Raw genomic sequence first — 13,135 nt, forward strand, 5'->3', positions numbered from 1 at the left:
GCGCCCGTCAGGCGCGGGCGGCGGCGAAGCCGGGCCGGACGACCTCCTCGACGAGCAGCTCGCGCTGCGCGTGCGGGAGGAAGGCCCCGCGGGCGGCGGCGACCGTGGCGGCCTCGAGGTCGTCGAGCGTCCAGCCGGCCTCGCGGACGAGGAGCTCCATCTCGCGGCTCATCGACGTCGCCGACATGAGCCGGTTGTCGGTGTTGACGGTGACGACGACGCCGAGGTCGCGCAGCGCCCCGATGCCGTGCTCGGCCACCGACGTCGCGGCGCCCGTCTGCACGTTGGAGCTGGGGCACAGCTCGAGCGGGATGCGGCGGTCGCGCACCCACGCGGCCAGCCGGCCCGGGACGGCCTCCGGGCCGGTGCCCTCGACGTCCTCGAGCAGGCGGACGCCGTGGCCGACGCGCTGCGCGGAGCACGCGTGGACGGCGCCGTGCACGGAGTCCACGCCCGCGGCCTCGCCGGCGTGGATCGTCACCGGGACGCCGTGCGCGTGGAGGAGGTCGAAGGCCTCCTGCTGGCGGGTGGGCGGGAAGCCGTCCTCGGCCCCGGCGATGTCGAAGCCCACGACCGCTCCGCCGGAGGCGCTCCCGTAGTGGCGCAGCGTGAGCTCGGCGATCTCGACGCCGCGGTCGGCGTGCCGCATCGCGGTGAGCAGGGTGCCGGTGCGGATGGGCGTGCCGCGCTGCGCGGCCTCCCGCTCGCCCTCGGCGAAGCCCTCCTGCACCGCGACGACGACCTCGTCGAGGCTGAGGCCGCCGGCGAGGTGCTGCTCCGGCGCGTAGCGCTGCTCGGCGTAGACGACGCCGTCGGCGGCCAGGTCCAGGGCGGCCTCGCGGGCCACGCGGCGCAGGGCGTCGGCGGTCTGCATGACGGCCGTCGTGTGGTCGAAGGTCTCGAGGTAGCGCACGAGCGTCCCCGAGCTCGCCGCCTGCTCGAACCAGCGGCCGAGCTCGTCGGCCGTCTGCGCGGGGAGCACGTGACCGGCCTCGGCCGCGAGGTCGAGGACGGTCTGGGGCCGCAGCCCGCCGTCGAGGTGGTCGTGGAGGACGACCTTGGGCAGCGTGGGCACGGCGCGCAGGGCGCGCTCGTCGACGGGGCGGCTCATGCCCGCACCCCACCAGACGCGGCGTCGCCCGCGGGGAGGCCGTCGAGGACGGCGCGGCTGCCGGACAGACCCAGGCGCGTGGCGCCCGCGGCGACCATCGCCGTGGCCTGCGCCGCGGTGCGGATTCCGCCGCTGGCCTTGACGCCGAGGCGCCCGCCGACGGTCCGCGCCATGAGGGCGACGGCGTGCTCGGTGGCCCCGCCGGCCGGGTGGAAGCCCGTCGAGGTCTTGACGTAGTCAGCGCCGGCGGCCTCGGCGGCGCGGCAGCCGGCGACGACCTCCTCGTCCGTGAGGGCGGCCGTCTCGAGGATGACCTTGAGGACGAGCGGCGCCGGGACCGCGGCGCGCACGGCGGCGACGTCGGCCCGGACGTCGTCCTCGCGGCCCTCGCGGAGGGCGCCGACGTCGACGACCATGTCGACCTCCTGCGCCCCGTCGGCGACGGCGCGGGCGGCCTCGGCCGCCTTGACCTCGCTCGCGTGCTTGCCGGAGGGGAAGCCGCAGACCGTCGCGACGACGAGGTCGCCCGTGCCCTGCAGCGGCAGGAAGGACGGCGACACGCAGATCGCGAGGACGCCGAGCGAGCGGGCCTCCGCGACGAGCGCCTCGACGTCCGCCGTCGTCGCCTCCGGCTTGAGGAGGGTGTGGTCGACGAGCGCCGCGATCTCCGCGCGGCCCCCCTGCCCCGCCGTCGCGGCGGCGTCCTGCGTCCCTGAGGTCATGCCCCCATCCTCGCAGCCGGCCGTCCCCCGGGCCGCCGGGCGACGGGCGCCCGCGCGGTCGCGGCCGCACCGCCCGCGGCGCAGCATGGCCGTGGACCGGCCGCCCGGTCGGCCGGACCAGCGCCCGCCGGAGGACCCCGTGACCGTCGCCGCCCGCCTCGCCGCCCACCCCGCGCCCGCACCGCACGCCGACCTCCTCGCCGCGGCGGTCGAGACCGCGCTCGACTGCTCCCAGGCCTGCACCGCCTGCGCCGACGCCTGCCTGTCCGAGGCCGACGTCGAGGACATGCGCCGGTGCGTGAGCACCGACCTCACGTGCGCCGACGTGTGCGCCGCCACGGCCCGCGTCCTGTCGCGGCAGAGCACGCCGCTCGAGGACGTCGCCCGCGCCCTCCTCGTGGCGTGCGTCGCCGCCTGCTCCGCCTGCGGCGACGAGTGCGCGCAGCACGCCGGCCACCACGAGCACTGCCGCCTGTGCGCCGAGGCCTGCCGCCGGTGCGCCGACGCGTGCCGGGCGCTGCTCGAGGTGCTCGCCTGAGCCGGGCCGGACGGCCCGGGCCGACGACGTCGGACCCCGCCCGTAGCCTCGGACGACCGCGGCCGGCACCGGGCCGCCGCGCCGGAGGACCCATGGCCGCCCGCAGTGCCGTCGACCCCGCCCCCCAGGACCCGCCCGTCCCCGCCCTCGTGACGGTCGACGTGTGGGGGGTCCCGCCGCGCGCCGTGCCCGCGGCGCTGGGACGGATGGCGGTCGACCGCCGGGGCCTGCGGTCCTGCGGCGCGCGCTTCACGCGGCTGCTCGGCACCGGGTCGGGGCAGACCTTCTCCGCGCGCGACGCCGACCTCGGCCACTGGGCCCTGCTGGCCACGTGGGACTCCCCCGCCGACGCCGCGTACGCCGAGCACCAGGCCACCTGGCGCGGCTGGGGGCGCCTCGCCGACGAGCGGCTCCGCCTCGAGCTGCGCCCCGTCGCCAGCCGTGGGCGGTGGGGCGGCGTCGAGCCCTTCGGCCGGCCCGCACCGCGCCGTCCCCCCGCCGGGACGCCCGTCGTCAGCCTCACGCGCGCCCGCGTCCGCCCGCGCTCCTGGCTCACGTTCGCGCGCGCCGTCCCGCCCGTCAGCCACGACCTCCAGCAGGTCGACGGCCTCCGCGCCGCCCTCGGCATCGGCGAGGCGCCGGTGGGCCACCAGGCCACCCTGTCGGTCTGGCGGGACAGCACCGCGCTCACCGCCTTCGCCCACGGGCGGGCCCCGCACCGCGAGGTCGTCGAGCGCACCCCGCGCGAGGGCTGGTACGCCGAGGAGCTCTTCGCCCGCTTCCTCCTCGAGCGGTCGACGGGCACCCTCCACGGCCGCGAGGTCTGAGCCCGCCGTCTACCCTCGGGCCGGTGGCGACGACGACCTCCGGACAGGCCGGCCCCCGCCCGACGCGCGACGGCGGACGCCGCTCGGTCCTGCGGACGACGGCGGTGGTGCTCGCCGTGGCGGCGGTCCTCGTGCAGGTCGCGCACCCCCTGCTCTCCGGCACGGCGCTGCACCTCGCGACGAGCGCGGCCGTCGTCCTCTTCTGCGCCGCCGTGCTCGCCGACGCGGCCCGCCGCTTCGGGCCGGCGACGGCGGGCCTCGTGCTCCTCGTGGCCGGCGGCCTGGGGCTGCTCGCCGAGGCCGTCGGGACCCGCACCGGGTTCCCCTTCGGCGAGTACGCCTACTCGGGCTCGCTGCAGCCCGAGGTCATCGGCGTGCCGCTCGTGGTGCCCCTCGCCTGGACGATGATGGCGTACCCGATGCTGCTGGCCGGCCGGACGCTGGCGCCCCCCGGCAGCTGGGTCGCCGTGCCCGTCGCCGCCGTCGGGCTGGCCTCGTGGGACCTGTTCCTCGACCCGATGATGGTCGCCGAGGGCCACTGGGTCTGGGGCGACCCGACGCCGGGGCTGCCCGGGATCCCCGGCATCCCGCTGACGAACTACGCCGGCTGGCTGCTCGTCGCCCTCGTCATCAGCGCTGCGCTGCACCGGGTCGTGCCCGACCCGCGGCGGCGGCGGACCCGCCGGGTCACGGGCGGCCAGGACCTCGTGCTGCCCGCCCCCCGCGGCACCGAGCGGGCCCGCGGCTCGGCCGAGCTCTTCGTCCCCGCGCTCCTGCTGGGCTGGACGTGGCTCGGCTCGACGGTCGACGCGCTCGTCTTCTCCGGGCGGCCGTGGGTGGCGCTGTGGGGCGTCGTCGTCATGGGCGCCGTCGTCGGGCCGGTGCTCGCGCACTGGTGGTGGGCGTCGCGCGCGGCGCCGCGGCCGTGGCGCCCCGGCTCCCGCGCCTGACGCCGGCGGGGCTGGGCCGGGCGGCCGCCGCCGCGACCGCCGCCCTGCACGTCGGCACGCTCGTCGGCACCGTGGCCAACGCCGCGCTGCTGCGCCGCCCGCCCGCCGTCCCGCCGCCCGTCCGCGGCCGGCTGAGCGTCCTGCTGCCGGTCCGCGACGAGGCGGCGCACGTGACCGCCTGCCTCGCCGCCGTCCTCGCCAGCACCGACGTCCCGGACCTCGAGGTGCTGGTCCTCGACGACGGGAGCACCGACGGCACGGGCGACCTCGCGCGGGCCGTCGCCGCCGGCGACCCGCGCGTCCAGGTGCTCGACGGCACGCCGCCGCCGCCCGGCTGGCTCGGGAAGCCGTGGGCGTGCGCCCGGCTCGCCGAGGTCGCGGACGGCGAGGTGCTCGCCTTCGTCGACGCCGACGTCCGCCTGGCCCCGCACGCCCTCGCCGCCTCGGCGGCCCTGCTGCGCGACGCCGGGCTCGACCTCGTCTCGCCCTACCCCCGGCAGGAGGCGGTGACGACGGCCGAGCGGCTGGTCCAGCCGCTGCTGCAGTGGTCGTGGCTCGCGACGCTGCCGCTGCGGCTCGCCGAGCGCTCCCCTCGTCCCTCGCTGTCGGCCGCCAACGGGCAGCTGCTCGTCGTCGACGCCGCCCGCTACCGGGCCGTCGGCGGCCACGGCGCCGTCCGGGCGGCCGTCCTCGACGACGTCGCGCTCGTGCGGGCCGTCAAGGCCGCCGGGGGCCGGGGCGGCGTCGCGGACGGGACCGACCTCGCCACCTGCCGGATGTACGACGGCTGGCCCGCCCTGCGGGACGGCTACACGAAGTCGCTGTGGAGCACCGGCGGCTCGACCGCCGGCGCGCTGGCGCTGGCGGCCGGCCTCGCGCTCCTCGGCGTCGGGCCGGTCGTGGCCGCGGCCGCGGGCTCCCGCGCCGGCGTCGTCGGGCTGCTGGCCGGCGTCGCCTCGCGCGTCGTCGCCGGCCGCCGGACGGGCGCGCGGGTGTGGCCGGACGCCGCCGCGCACCCCGTCTCGCTCGTCGTCCTCGCGGGGCTCGTCGTGCGCTCGGTCCGGGGCGCCCGTCGCGGGACGCTGACGTGGAAGGGCCGCTCGGCCGTCGCCCCGCCCTGACGTACCGTCGCCGGGTGCCCGCCGCCGTCGTCCCCGCCGTCCCCTCCCCCGGCCGGGACGCCTGATGGCGCGCGCGGTGGTCGTGGGCGCCGGCCCCGCCGGGCTCGCGGTGGCCATGCGCCTGGCGCGGCAGCGGCACGAGGTGACGGTGCTGGAGGCGGCCGACGAGGTCGGCGGCAAGCTGGGCTGGGTCGAGCACGAGGGCTGGGGCTTCGACACCGGGCCGAGCCTGCTGACGCTCCCCGCCGTGTACCGCGACCTCTTCCTCAAGACGGGGCGCCGGCTCGAGGACTGCGTCGAGCTGCAGGCGCTCGACGTCGCCTGCCGCTACCGCTTCGCCGACGGCACGCGGCTGGACATGCCGACCGCCTCCCGGGGCGCCGTCCGCGAGGCCGTCGACACGGCGCTCGGCGAGGGCACCGGCGCCGCGTGGCTGGCGCTGCTGGAGAGGGGCTCCCGCATCTGGGACCTGTCCCGCGGCCCCTTCCTCACCTCGCCCCTCGACGGCGTCCGCACCCTGCTGCCGCTGGCGCGGCGCCGCGAGGACCTGCGCACCGTCGCCCCGCTGACGTCGCTGCGCCGCCTCGGCGAGCAGCTGCTCCCCCACCCGCACCTGCGGACGCTGCTCGACCGCTACGCCACCTACTCCGGCTCCGACCCCCGCCGCGCCCCGGCGGCGCTGGCCTCCACGGTCTTCGTCGAGCACGCCTTCGGGTCCTGGTACGTCCGGGGCGGCCTGCGGCGGCTGGCGCTGGCGATGGCGCAGCGGGTCGAGGACCTCGGCGGCACCGTGCGGTGCGGCACCCGCGTCGAGGAGGTGCTCGTCGAGGGCGGGCGCACGACGGGCGTGCGCACCGCCGGCGGCGAGCGGCTGGACGCCGAGGTCGTCGTCATGGCCGGCGACGCGGCCGCCCTCTACGGCGCCGGCACCCCCGACGGGGCGGCGCTCCTGCCCGACGGCCCGGTCCGCCGTCGCGGCGCGGCGCGGCTGCGCCGGGCCGAGCCCTCGGCCAGCGGCTTCGTGCTGCTCCTCGCGCTCCGGGGCCGGACCCCGGACCTCCAGCACCACACCGTGCTCTTCCCGGACGACTACGACGCCGAGTTCGACGCCCTGTCGGGCACCGGCCGGCACCGCGGCCGGCCGGTCCCCGTCGGGGACCCGACCGTCTACGTCAGCGCGCCCGACGACCCCGCCACCCGCCCCCACGACGACGCCGAGGCCTGGTTCGTCCTCGTCAACGCCCCGCGGCACCGCCCGGGCGCGCCGTCCGAGGGCGTCGACTGGGACGCCGTCGGGCCGGACGGCGTCCCGCTGGCGACGTCGTACGGCGACCACGTGCTCGACGTCATGGCCCGGCGCGGCCTCGACGTCCGCGACCGCGTCGTCTGGCGCGGCACCCGGACGCCGGCCGACCTCGAGCGCCTCACGGGCAGCGTGGGCGGCTCCATCTACGGCAGCTCGAGCAACGGCGCGCGCGCCGCCTTCCTGCGCCCGCCCAACCGGACCGGCGTCGAGGGCCTCTACTGCGTGGGCGGCTCGTCCCACCCCGGCGGCGGGCTCCCGCTCGTCGGGCTGTCGGCGGAGCTCGTCGCGGGGATGGTCGGCCGGGCCGAGCGCCCCCGCGCCGCCGCCCCCTCCGCCTGACCCGCGACCCCCTCGCCCGCGCCCCAGATCCGCCACGTGGTCTCCCGACCGCGACGGGGGCGGGACGACGGAGGCCCGCCCCGGTGTCCCGGGACGGGCCTCGCGTCGGGCCGAGCGGTGCCGGGTCAGCGGCCGCCGCGGCGGCCGCCACCGCCACCGGCGCGGGAGACGTCGACGACCGAGCGGCGCTGGGCCGGCGGGCGGGCCGCCGAGGAGCCGCCGGAGGAGCCGGAGCCGCCGCCCCAGCCGCTGGAGGAGCTCGTCCACGACGACGGCGCCGCGGCGCCGGAGCGCCCGCCGCCGCCGCCGGAGCCACCGCGACGGGCACCGCCGGAGCGGCCCTGGCCGCCGCCCTGCGGGGCCGCCGCGCCACCACCGCCGCCGGCGCCGCCGCGGCCGCGACGACGGCCGCCGCCGGTGCCGGCGGCGCGCGCCGGGGCCTGCGGCGGGGCGGGCGGGGCCGGCTCGACGTGCGCGGCCTCGGGGCCGCGCAGGTCGGTGACGACGGCGGAGGCCGCGTCGACGTCGTGCTTGGCGGGCGAGATGCCGGCCAGGCGGACGAGGGTGCGGACGTCGCCGTTCTGCTCCGGCAGGACGAGCGTGACGACGTCGCCGCCGGAGCCCGCGCGGGCCGTGCGGCCGGAGCGGTGCAGGTACGCCTTGTGCTCGGTGGGCGGGTCGACGTGGACGACGAGCTCGACGTCGTCGACGTGGATGCCGCGCGCCGCGATGTCCGTGGCCACGAGCACCTTGACCGCGCCGGAGGAGAAGGCCGCGAGGTTCTCCTGGCGCTTGTTCTGCGACAGGTTGCCCTGGAGGTCGACGGCGGGGACGCCCTCGGCCGTGAGCTGCTTGGCGAGCTTCTTGGCCTGGTGCTTGGTGCGCAGGAACATCATCCGGCGCCCCTGCCCGGAGGCGAGGGTGCGGACCACGTCCGCCTTCGTGGCGGCGTCGCGCACGGCGAGCCAGTGGTGGGTCATCTCGACGACGGGCGACGTGGCCGGGTCGATGGCCACGGTCAGCGGGTCGGCGAGGTAGCGGCGCACGAGGACGTCGACGCCGTTGTCCAGCGTCGCCGAGAACAGGAGCCGCTGGCCCCCGGCCGGCGTGCGGTCGAGCAGGCGCTTGACGCCCGGCAGGAAGCCGAGGTCGGCCATGTGGTCGGCCTCGTCGAGGACGGTGACCTGGACGTCGTCGAGGCGCAGGTGGCCCTGGCCGATGAGGTCCTCGAGCCGGCCGGGGCAGGCGACGACGACGTCGACGCCCGCGTCGAGCGCGGTGACCTGACGGCCCTGCGGGACGCCGCCGAAGATCGTCGTGACCTTGAGGCCCACCGCGGTGGCGAGCGGCTCGAGGGTGGCCGTGATCTGCGTGGCCAGCTCGCGGGTCGGCGCGAGGACGAGGCCGCGGGGACGGCCCCGGCCGCGACGGCCGCCCTCGGGCGCCGTGGCCGCGAGGCGCGCGGCCAGCGGCAGCGCGAAGGCGAGGGTCTTGCCGGAGCCCGTGCGGCCGCGGCCGAGGACGTCGCGGCCGGCGAGCGTGTGCGGGAGCGTCGCGGCCTGGATGGGGAACGGCCGGGCGAAGCCCTTCTCGACGAGCGGGGCGGCGAGCGCCTGCGGCACACCGAGGTCGGCGAAGGTCGCGTCGACGACCTCCTCCTCGGAGACGAGGACGACGCCGGCGAGGTCGTCGGCGGGGGCCGCCGGGCGGGGCGACGGGGCGCCGCCGCGGCCGCCCGCGGGGGCGGCGGGACGGCGGGGGCCGCCGCCGCGACGGGCGCCGCCGGGGCGGCCGCCACGGGCGGGGCCGGGACCGGTGCTGGTGGAGGGGGTGCAGGGGGTACGGGGCTCGGGCACGCCGGGGCCTCTCGGGGCGGTGGAGGGCGCCGAGGGCGCTCCTCCCGCGCTGGGGGCCGGCAGCCGGCGCCCGCGGGCCGTCGCGAGGACGGGCGGGGCCGCGACCGGAGCTGCGGGGGCGGCTCGGCGGGGCGCCGGAGGCGCCGCGGTGGGTCCAGTGTGCCCCATCCCGGCGCCGGGACCGACCGCCGACGGCCGGTCGGGGCCCGCCCGGGCCCGCCCGGGCTCCGGCGGCGCCGCCCGTCAGCCCGCGGGCGCCGGCCGCCGCGCCGGCCGGCGGACGGGCTCGCCGAGCACGGCCCGCAGGTAGGGCACCCGGAGCAGCAGCCACGTCACCGCGGTGGCGGCGACGAGGTGCGCCGGCAGCAGGAGCAGCACCGTGCCGACCACCTCGGCCGTCGTCGTCGGCGGGCCGGTGACGTGCCGGAGCCCGTAGACGAGGGCGCCGTGCACGAGGAAGACGCCGAAGGCGTACGGCGCCCAGCGCGCCAGCCCGCGCTCGAGCCGGTCCGGCAGCACGTCGAGGCCGCGGTGCAGGAGCAGGTAGGCGCACGCCGACATGACGACGACCGTGGGCGAGAGGAAGTCGTACGCGTAGCGCCCGAGGCCGCCGAAGCCGTCGAGCGCGGCGGCGGCCCCGGTGACGACGACGGAAGCGACGAAGCCGGTGCGCGCGAGCGCCAGCCACCGGCCGCGGACGACGACGTCGCGCAGGCACCAGCCGAGCACGTAGTAGCCGGCGAAGGGCAGGAAGCGGGTGGCGGCGTTGGGCTCGCCGACCCCGCCGAGGTAGGCGAGCACCTGGTCCAGCGCCCCGAGGGCAAGCAGGACCGCGGCCAGCCCCAGCTGCATGCGCCACGTGGCGTGCCGTGTCACGACCTTGAGGAAGGGCGTGGCCAGCACGAGGCCGGCGAGGACGTAGAGGAAGTAGAGCTGCAGGAAGGGGGCGCCGCTGGCGACGTCGGCGACGGCGTCGGCCGGCCCCAGGTCCGCGCCGAGGACGACCGCGCGGAAGAGGAGGTAGAAGGCCGTCCAGACGACGAGCGGCACGCCGATCCGGGTGAGCCGGCGCCGGAAGTAGTCGCGCGGCCGCGTGGTGCGCGCCGGGTCCAGCGCGAGCGCGCCGGAGATCATGACGAAGACCGGCACGCACCAGCGCGTCAGGGACTCGAGGACGTTGGCGACCCACCAGCCCGGGCTGCCGACGGGGACGCCGCGGCCCTCGACGACCGGCGCCAGCAGGTGGATGAGGACGACGGCCACGATCGCGAGGACGCGGGTCGAGTCCATCCAGCGGGTCCCCGTGCGCTCCGGCGGGCTCTCGGGCACGCGGTCGACGAGGTGGCTCACAGGACCTCCCGGGGACGGTCGGCGTCGAGCGCCCGCAGCAGCCGCGCGAGCACGGGGAGCAGCTGGACGAGGGAGACGGCGGCGAGGGCCAGCAGCGCCCACGCGCCCACGGCGGCCCACAGCAGCGCGTCGTCCGGCCGCAGCCCGGCGACGAGCCCCGCGGCGGCGACGACGAGGACGCGCGAGGGCCGTTCCCCCACCGTGACGACGCCGACGTCCCGGACGCCCGCCGCGGCCGTCCGCGCCCGCGCGTACTCGGCGAGCGCGGCCCCCGCGCCGGCGGCGACGACGACGGGCCCGGGCGCGCCGAGCAGCCACAGGGCCACGAGGGCGAGCGCGTCCGCGACCCGGTCGGCGACCGCGTCCGCCACCGCCCCGCCCGCGGTCGTGCGGCCTCGGAGGACGGCGACGCCGCCGTCGAGGCTGTCGACGACCCCGGACACGACGACGACGAGCGGCACGACGAGGGCCCACCGACCGCCGGCGGCCGCGGCGGGCAGGGCGGCGAGCGGCAGGAGGAGACCGACGGCGGTGAGGGCGCCCGGCGTCACGCCCGCCGCCGCGAGCGGCCGGGCCAGCGCGTGGACCACCCCGAGCCACACCCGCACGACGCCCCGCGGCGGGGGCGCGTCGTGGAGCGCGGCCCACCGGCGCAGGTGCTCGGCCCGGTCGGGCAGCCCCGGACGGGCCGGGCCCGGGGCCCCGGGGACGCGGGACGGCACGGCGTCAGGACGCCGCGGGGACGGCCGCGCCGAGCCCGAGGGCGTCGGCGACCTCGAGCGCCGCCCGCGACCGGTTGAGCGTGTAGAGGTGCAGCCCCGGGGCGCCGGCCGCGAGCAGCTCGCCCCCCAGCCCCACGGTGTGCTCGACGCCGGCGCGCCGCACGGCCTCGTCGCCGCCGGTGCGGTGCGCGTCCTCGAGGCGGGCCACGAGCGCCGCGGGAACGGGGGCGCCGGACAGCCGCTCGAAGCGCTCCACCTGCCGCAGCGAGGTGATGCTCATGAGCCCCGGGAGGACGGGCATGTCGCAGCCGTGGCCGGCGGCCCGGTCCACGAGCTCGGTCCACCGGGCCGCCTCGAAGAAGAGCTGCGTCACGGCGAACGAGGCGCCGGCCCGCGCCTTGAGGGCGAGCACGCGGGCGTCGGCGTCGGCGTCGGCCGACTCGGGGTGGCCGTTCGGGAAGGCGGCGACGCCGACCGTGAGGTCCCCCATCCCCCGGAGCATCTCGACGAGCTCGAGGGCGGTGCCGAGCCCGTCGGGGTGCTGCTGCCACGGCGAGCCCGGTCCGCCGGGCGGGTCGCCGCGCAGGGCCAGCACCGACCGGACACCCGCGTCGACGAGCTCGCCGACGACCTGGCGGACCTCGGCGCGGGAGGCGGACACGCAGGTGAGGTGGGCGACCGGCGGGACCGTCGTCGTGGCGGCCACCTCGCCCGCGACCCGGACGGTGCGGTCGCGGGTGGAGCCGCCGGCCCCGTAGGTCACCGACACGAAGGCGGGCTCGAGCGCCTCCACCCGCCGCAGCGAGTCCCAGAGCAGCCGCGCGGCGTCCTCGTCGCGGGGCGGGGAGATCTCGAAGGACAGCGACGGCCGCCCCGCGGCCCGCAGGTCCGCGAGCACGTCCCGCAGCGCCGGGCCTCCCTCCATGCCCGCAGGCTAGCCACGCCCCGCCCGACCGGCCGGGCGGCGCCGTCCGTCACGCAGAGGGACCGTTCGTCACGGGACGCCACCCCTTCCGTCCGCGCGCCGCCCGAAGGGGTCGACGCGCCGCGCCCCGGCGCCGCGACCGCCCGGGGGCCGCTCTAGGGTGCGGGGCACGGTGGTCGAGACGGCGGCCACCCGCACCGGGCAGGCAGCCGGGGCCCGGGACGGCAGGGGGTGCGGCGTGGACACGCTGGGAGTGAGCACGGACGCCGTCGCGCTGCGCCTGGGCGTCCAGGCCGAGCTCGACGCGGTGCTCGCGCGGCAGCGGGCGCTGCTCGCCGAGGTGGGGCCCCAGACGACCGGGCTCGTCGACGCGGTGGCCGACCTCGTGCGCGGCGGCAAGCGCCTGCGACCGGCCTTCTCCGCGTGGGGCTACCGCTCCGCCGGCGGCGAGGACCGCGCCGTCGAGGCCCGCGTCGGCGCCGCCCTCGAGCTCTTCCAGGCCGCGGCCCTCATCCACGACGACGTCATGGACGGCTCGGACACCCGGCGCGGCATGCCGGCCGTCCACCGCCGCTTCGGCGACCTCCACGCCGGCAGCGGCTGGCGGGGCTCGTGCGAGCGCTTCGGCGAGGCGGCGGCGATCCTCGCCGGCGACCTCTGCCTGGCGTGGAGCGACGAGGCCTTCGCCGGCTGCGGCGCCGACGTCGAGCGCCTCACGGCCGCCCGCGTCGTCTTCGACCGCATGCGCACCCAGCTCATGGCCGGGCAGTACCTCGACGTCCAGGAGCAGGCCTCGGGCGGCACGCCGGGCGCCGAGGAGCACGGCGACGACGTCGAGCGCGCGCTGCGCGTGCTCCGCTGGAAGAGCGCGAAGTACACGGTCGAGCACCCGCTGCTCATCGGTGCCGCCCTCGCCGGCGCGGGGCCCGAGCACCGCGAGGCGCTGTCCGCCTACGGCCTGCCCCTCGGGGAGGCCTTCCAGCTCCGCGACGACGTCCTCGGCGTCTTCGGGGACCCCTCGGTCACGGGCAAGCCCACCGGCGACGACCTCCGCGAGGGCAAGCGCACGATGCTCGTGGCGCTGGCCGTCCGGCACGGCGACGCCGAGGACCTGGCCCTCCTGGAGAGCAGCCTCGGTGCGCCCGACCTCGACGAGGACGGCGTCGCGGCCCTCCAGGACCTCGTGCGTCGCACGGGCGCGCTGGACGCCGTCGAGACGCTCATCGACGACCTCGTCCGCCGCTCCCGCACCGCGCTCGCGCAGGCGCCGGTCACCGCCGCCGCGCGCGAGGCGCTCGGCGAGCTCGTCGGCGTGGCGACCGCCCGGACCTCCTGACGACGACGGCGGCGCCCCCGGCCCGCCCCCTC

General features: G+C 79.2%; 12 protein-coding genes. 6 read left to right on the top strand and 6 right to left on the bottom strand.

The features are described from left to right. Positions 1-7: 7 nt before the first annotated feature. Together EDC03_RS06165 and deoC are read right to left on the bottom strand one after the other, a co-directional pair. Positions 8-1,111 (bottom strand): adenosine deaminase, encoded by a 1,104-nt coding sequence (locus EDC03_RS06165; RefSeq protein ID WP_123379365.1) that lies wholly within the window; start codon positions 1,109-1,111, stop codon positions 8-10. Next, on the bottom strand, positions 1,108-1,833 hold the full coding sequence (gene deoC, locus EDC03_RS06170) for a deoxyribose-phosphate aldolase (RefSeq protein ID WP_123379366.1): 726 nt from the start codon (positions 1,831-1,833) through the stop codon (positions 1,108-1,110). Before deoC ends, EDC03_RS06165 begins: the two co-directional genes overlap by 4 nt. A gap of 139 nt (positions 1,834-1,972) precedes the next feature. Here deoC and EDC03_RS06175 point away from each other — a divergent pair, with 139 nt between their 5' ends. The 5 genes from EDC03_RS06175 to EDC03_RS06195 all read left to right on the top strand — a co-directional run bounded on the left by EDC03_RS06175 (position 1,973) and on the right by EDC03_RS06195 (position 6,914). Then, positions 1,973-2,371 carry a four-helix bundle copper-binding protein gene (locus EDC03_RS06175; RefSeq protein ID WP_241967057.1) on the top strand — a complete coding sequence of 133 codons (399 nt, stop codon included), beginning with the start codon at positions 1,973-1,975 and terminating at the stop codon, positions 2,369-2,371. A 92-nt stretch (positions 2,372-2,463) separates the two neighbouring features. Next, positions 2,464-3,198: a monooxygenase gene (locus EDC03_RS06180; RefSeq protein ID WP_123379368.1), complete on the top strand. Its 735-nt coding sequence runs from the start codon at positions 2,464-2,466 to the stop codon at positions 3,196-3,198. 23 nt (positions 3,199-3,221) lie between these two features. After that, the gene (locus EDC03_RS06185; protein ID WP_199719995.1) at positions 3,222-4,148 is read left to right on the top strand and encodes a carotenoid biosynthesis protein; all 927 of its coding nucleotides are present in this window, start codon (positions 3,222-3,224) and stop codon (positions 4,146-4,148) included. Next, positions 4,097-5,269 (top strand): glycosyltransferase family 2 protein, encoded by a 1,173-nt coding sequence (locus EDC03_RS06190; protein WP_241967058.1) that lies wholly within the window; start codon positions 4,097-4,099, stop codon positions 5,267-5,269. Before EDC03_RS06185 ends, EDC03_RS06190 begins: the two co-directional genes overlap by 52 nt. A gap of 64 nt (positions 5,270-5,333) precedes the next feature. Continuing rightward, entirely contained in the window at positions 5,334-6,914 is a 1,581-nt protein-coding gene (locus EDC03_RS06195) for a phytoene desaturase family protein (RefSeq protein WP_123379369.1), read from the top strand. Positions 6,915-7,039: 125 nt separating this feature from the next. On the opposite strand, the gene EDC03_RS06200 is transcribed toward EDC03_RS06195, so the two are convergent. The 4 genes from EDC03_RS06200 to EDC03_RS06215 form a co-directional block, all read right to left on the bottom strand. Next, positions 7,040-8,770, bottom strand: coding sequence for a DEAD/DEAH box helicase (locus EDC03_RS06200; RefSeq protein ID WP_241967059.1), 1,731 nt, complete (start codon positions 8,768-8,770; stop codon positions 7,040-7,042). A gap of 243 nt (positions 8,771-9,013) precedes the next feature. Beyond that, positions 9,014-10,120, bottom strand: coding sequence for an acyltransferase (locus tag EDC03_RS06205; RefSeq protein ID WP_123379371.1), 1,107 nt, complete (start codon positions 10,118-10,120; stop codon positions 9,014-9,016). Continuing rightward, complete coding sequence (locus EDC03_RS06210) at positions 10,117-10,842, bottom strand: CDP-alcohol phosphatidyltransferase family protein (protein WP_199719996.1); 726 nt, start codon at positions 10,840-10,842, stop codon at positions 10,117-10,119. Before EDC03_RS06210 ends, EDC03_RS06205 begins: the two co-directional genes overlap by 4 nt. Positions 10,843-10,846: 4 nt before the next feature. After that, complete coding sequence (locus EDC03_RS06215) at positions 10,847-11,767, bottom strand: methylenetetrahydrofolate reductase (protein ID WP_123379372.1); 921 nt, start codon at positions 11,765-11,767, stop codon at positions 10,847-10,849. A gap of 238 nt (positions 11,768-12,005) precedes the next feature. Here EDC03_RS06215 and EDC03_RS06220 point away from each other — a divergent pair, with 238 nt between their 5' ends. After that, on the top strand, positions 12,006-13,103 hold the full coding sequence (locus EDC03_RS06220; RefSeq protein WP_199719997.1) for a polyprenyl synthetase family protein: 1,098 nt from the start codon (positions 12,006-12,008) through the stop codon (positions 13,101-13,103). Positions 13,104-13,135 lie beyond the last annotated feature (32 nt).

This window comes from Pseudokineococcus lusitanus, assembly GCF_003751265.1.
Lineage (GTDB): Bacteria > Actinomycetota > Actinomycetes > Actinomycetales > Quadrisphaeraceae > Pseudokineococcus > Pseudokineococcus lusitanus.

Coding starts and splice junctions, on each gene's coding strand:
- EDC03_RS06180 (WP_123379368.1), top strand. CDS start 2,464: ATGGCCGCCCGCAGTGCCGTCGACCCCGCCCCCCAGGACCCGCCCGTC.
- EDC03_RS06195 (WP_123379369.1), top strand. CDS start 5,334: ATGGCGCGCGCGGTGGTCGTGGGCGCCGGCCCCGCCGGGCTCGCGGTG.
- EDC03_RS06215 (WP_123379372.1), bottom strand. CDS start 11,767: ATGGAGGGAGGCCCGGCGCTGCGGGACGTGCTCGCGGACCTGCGGGCC.
- EDC03_RS06165 (WP_123379365.1), bottom strand. CDS start 1,111: ATGAGCCGCCCCGTCGACGAGCGCGCCCTGCGCGCCGTGCCCACGCTG.
- deoC (WP_123379366.1), bottom strand. CDS start 1,833: ATGACCTCAGGGACGCAGGACGCCGCCGCGACGGCGGGGCAGGGGGGC.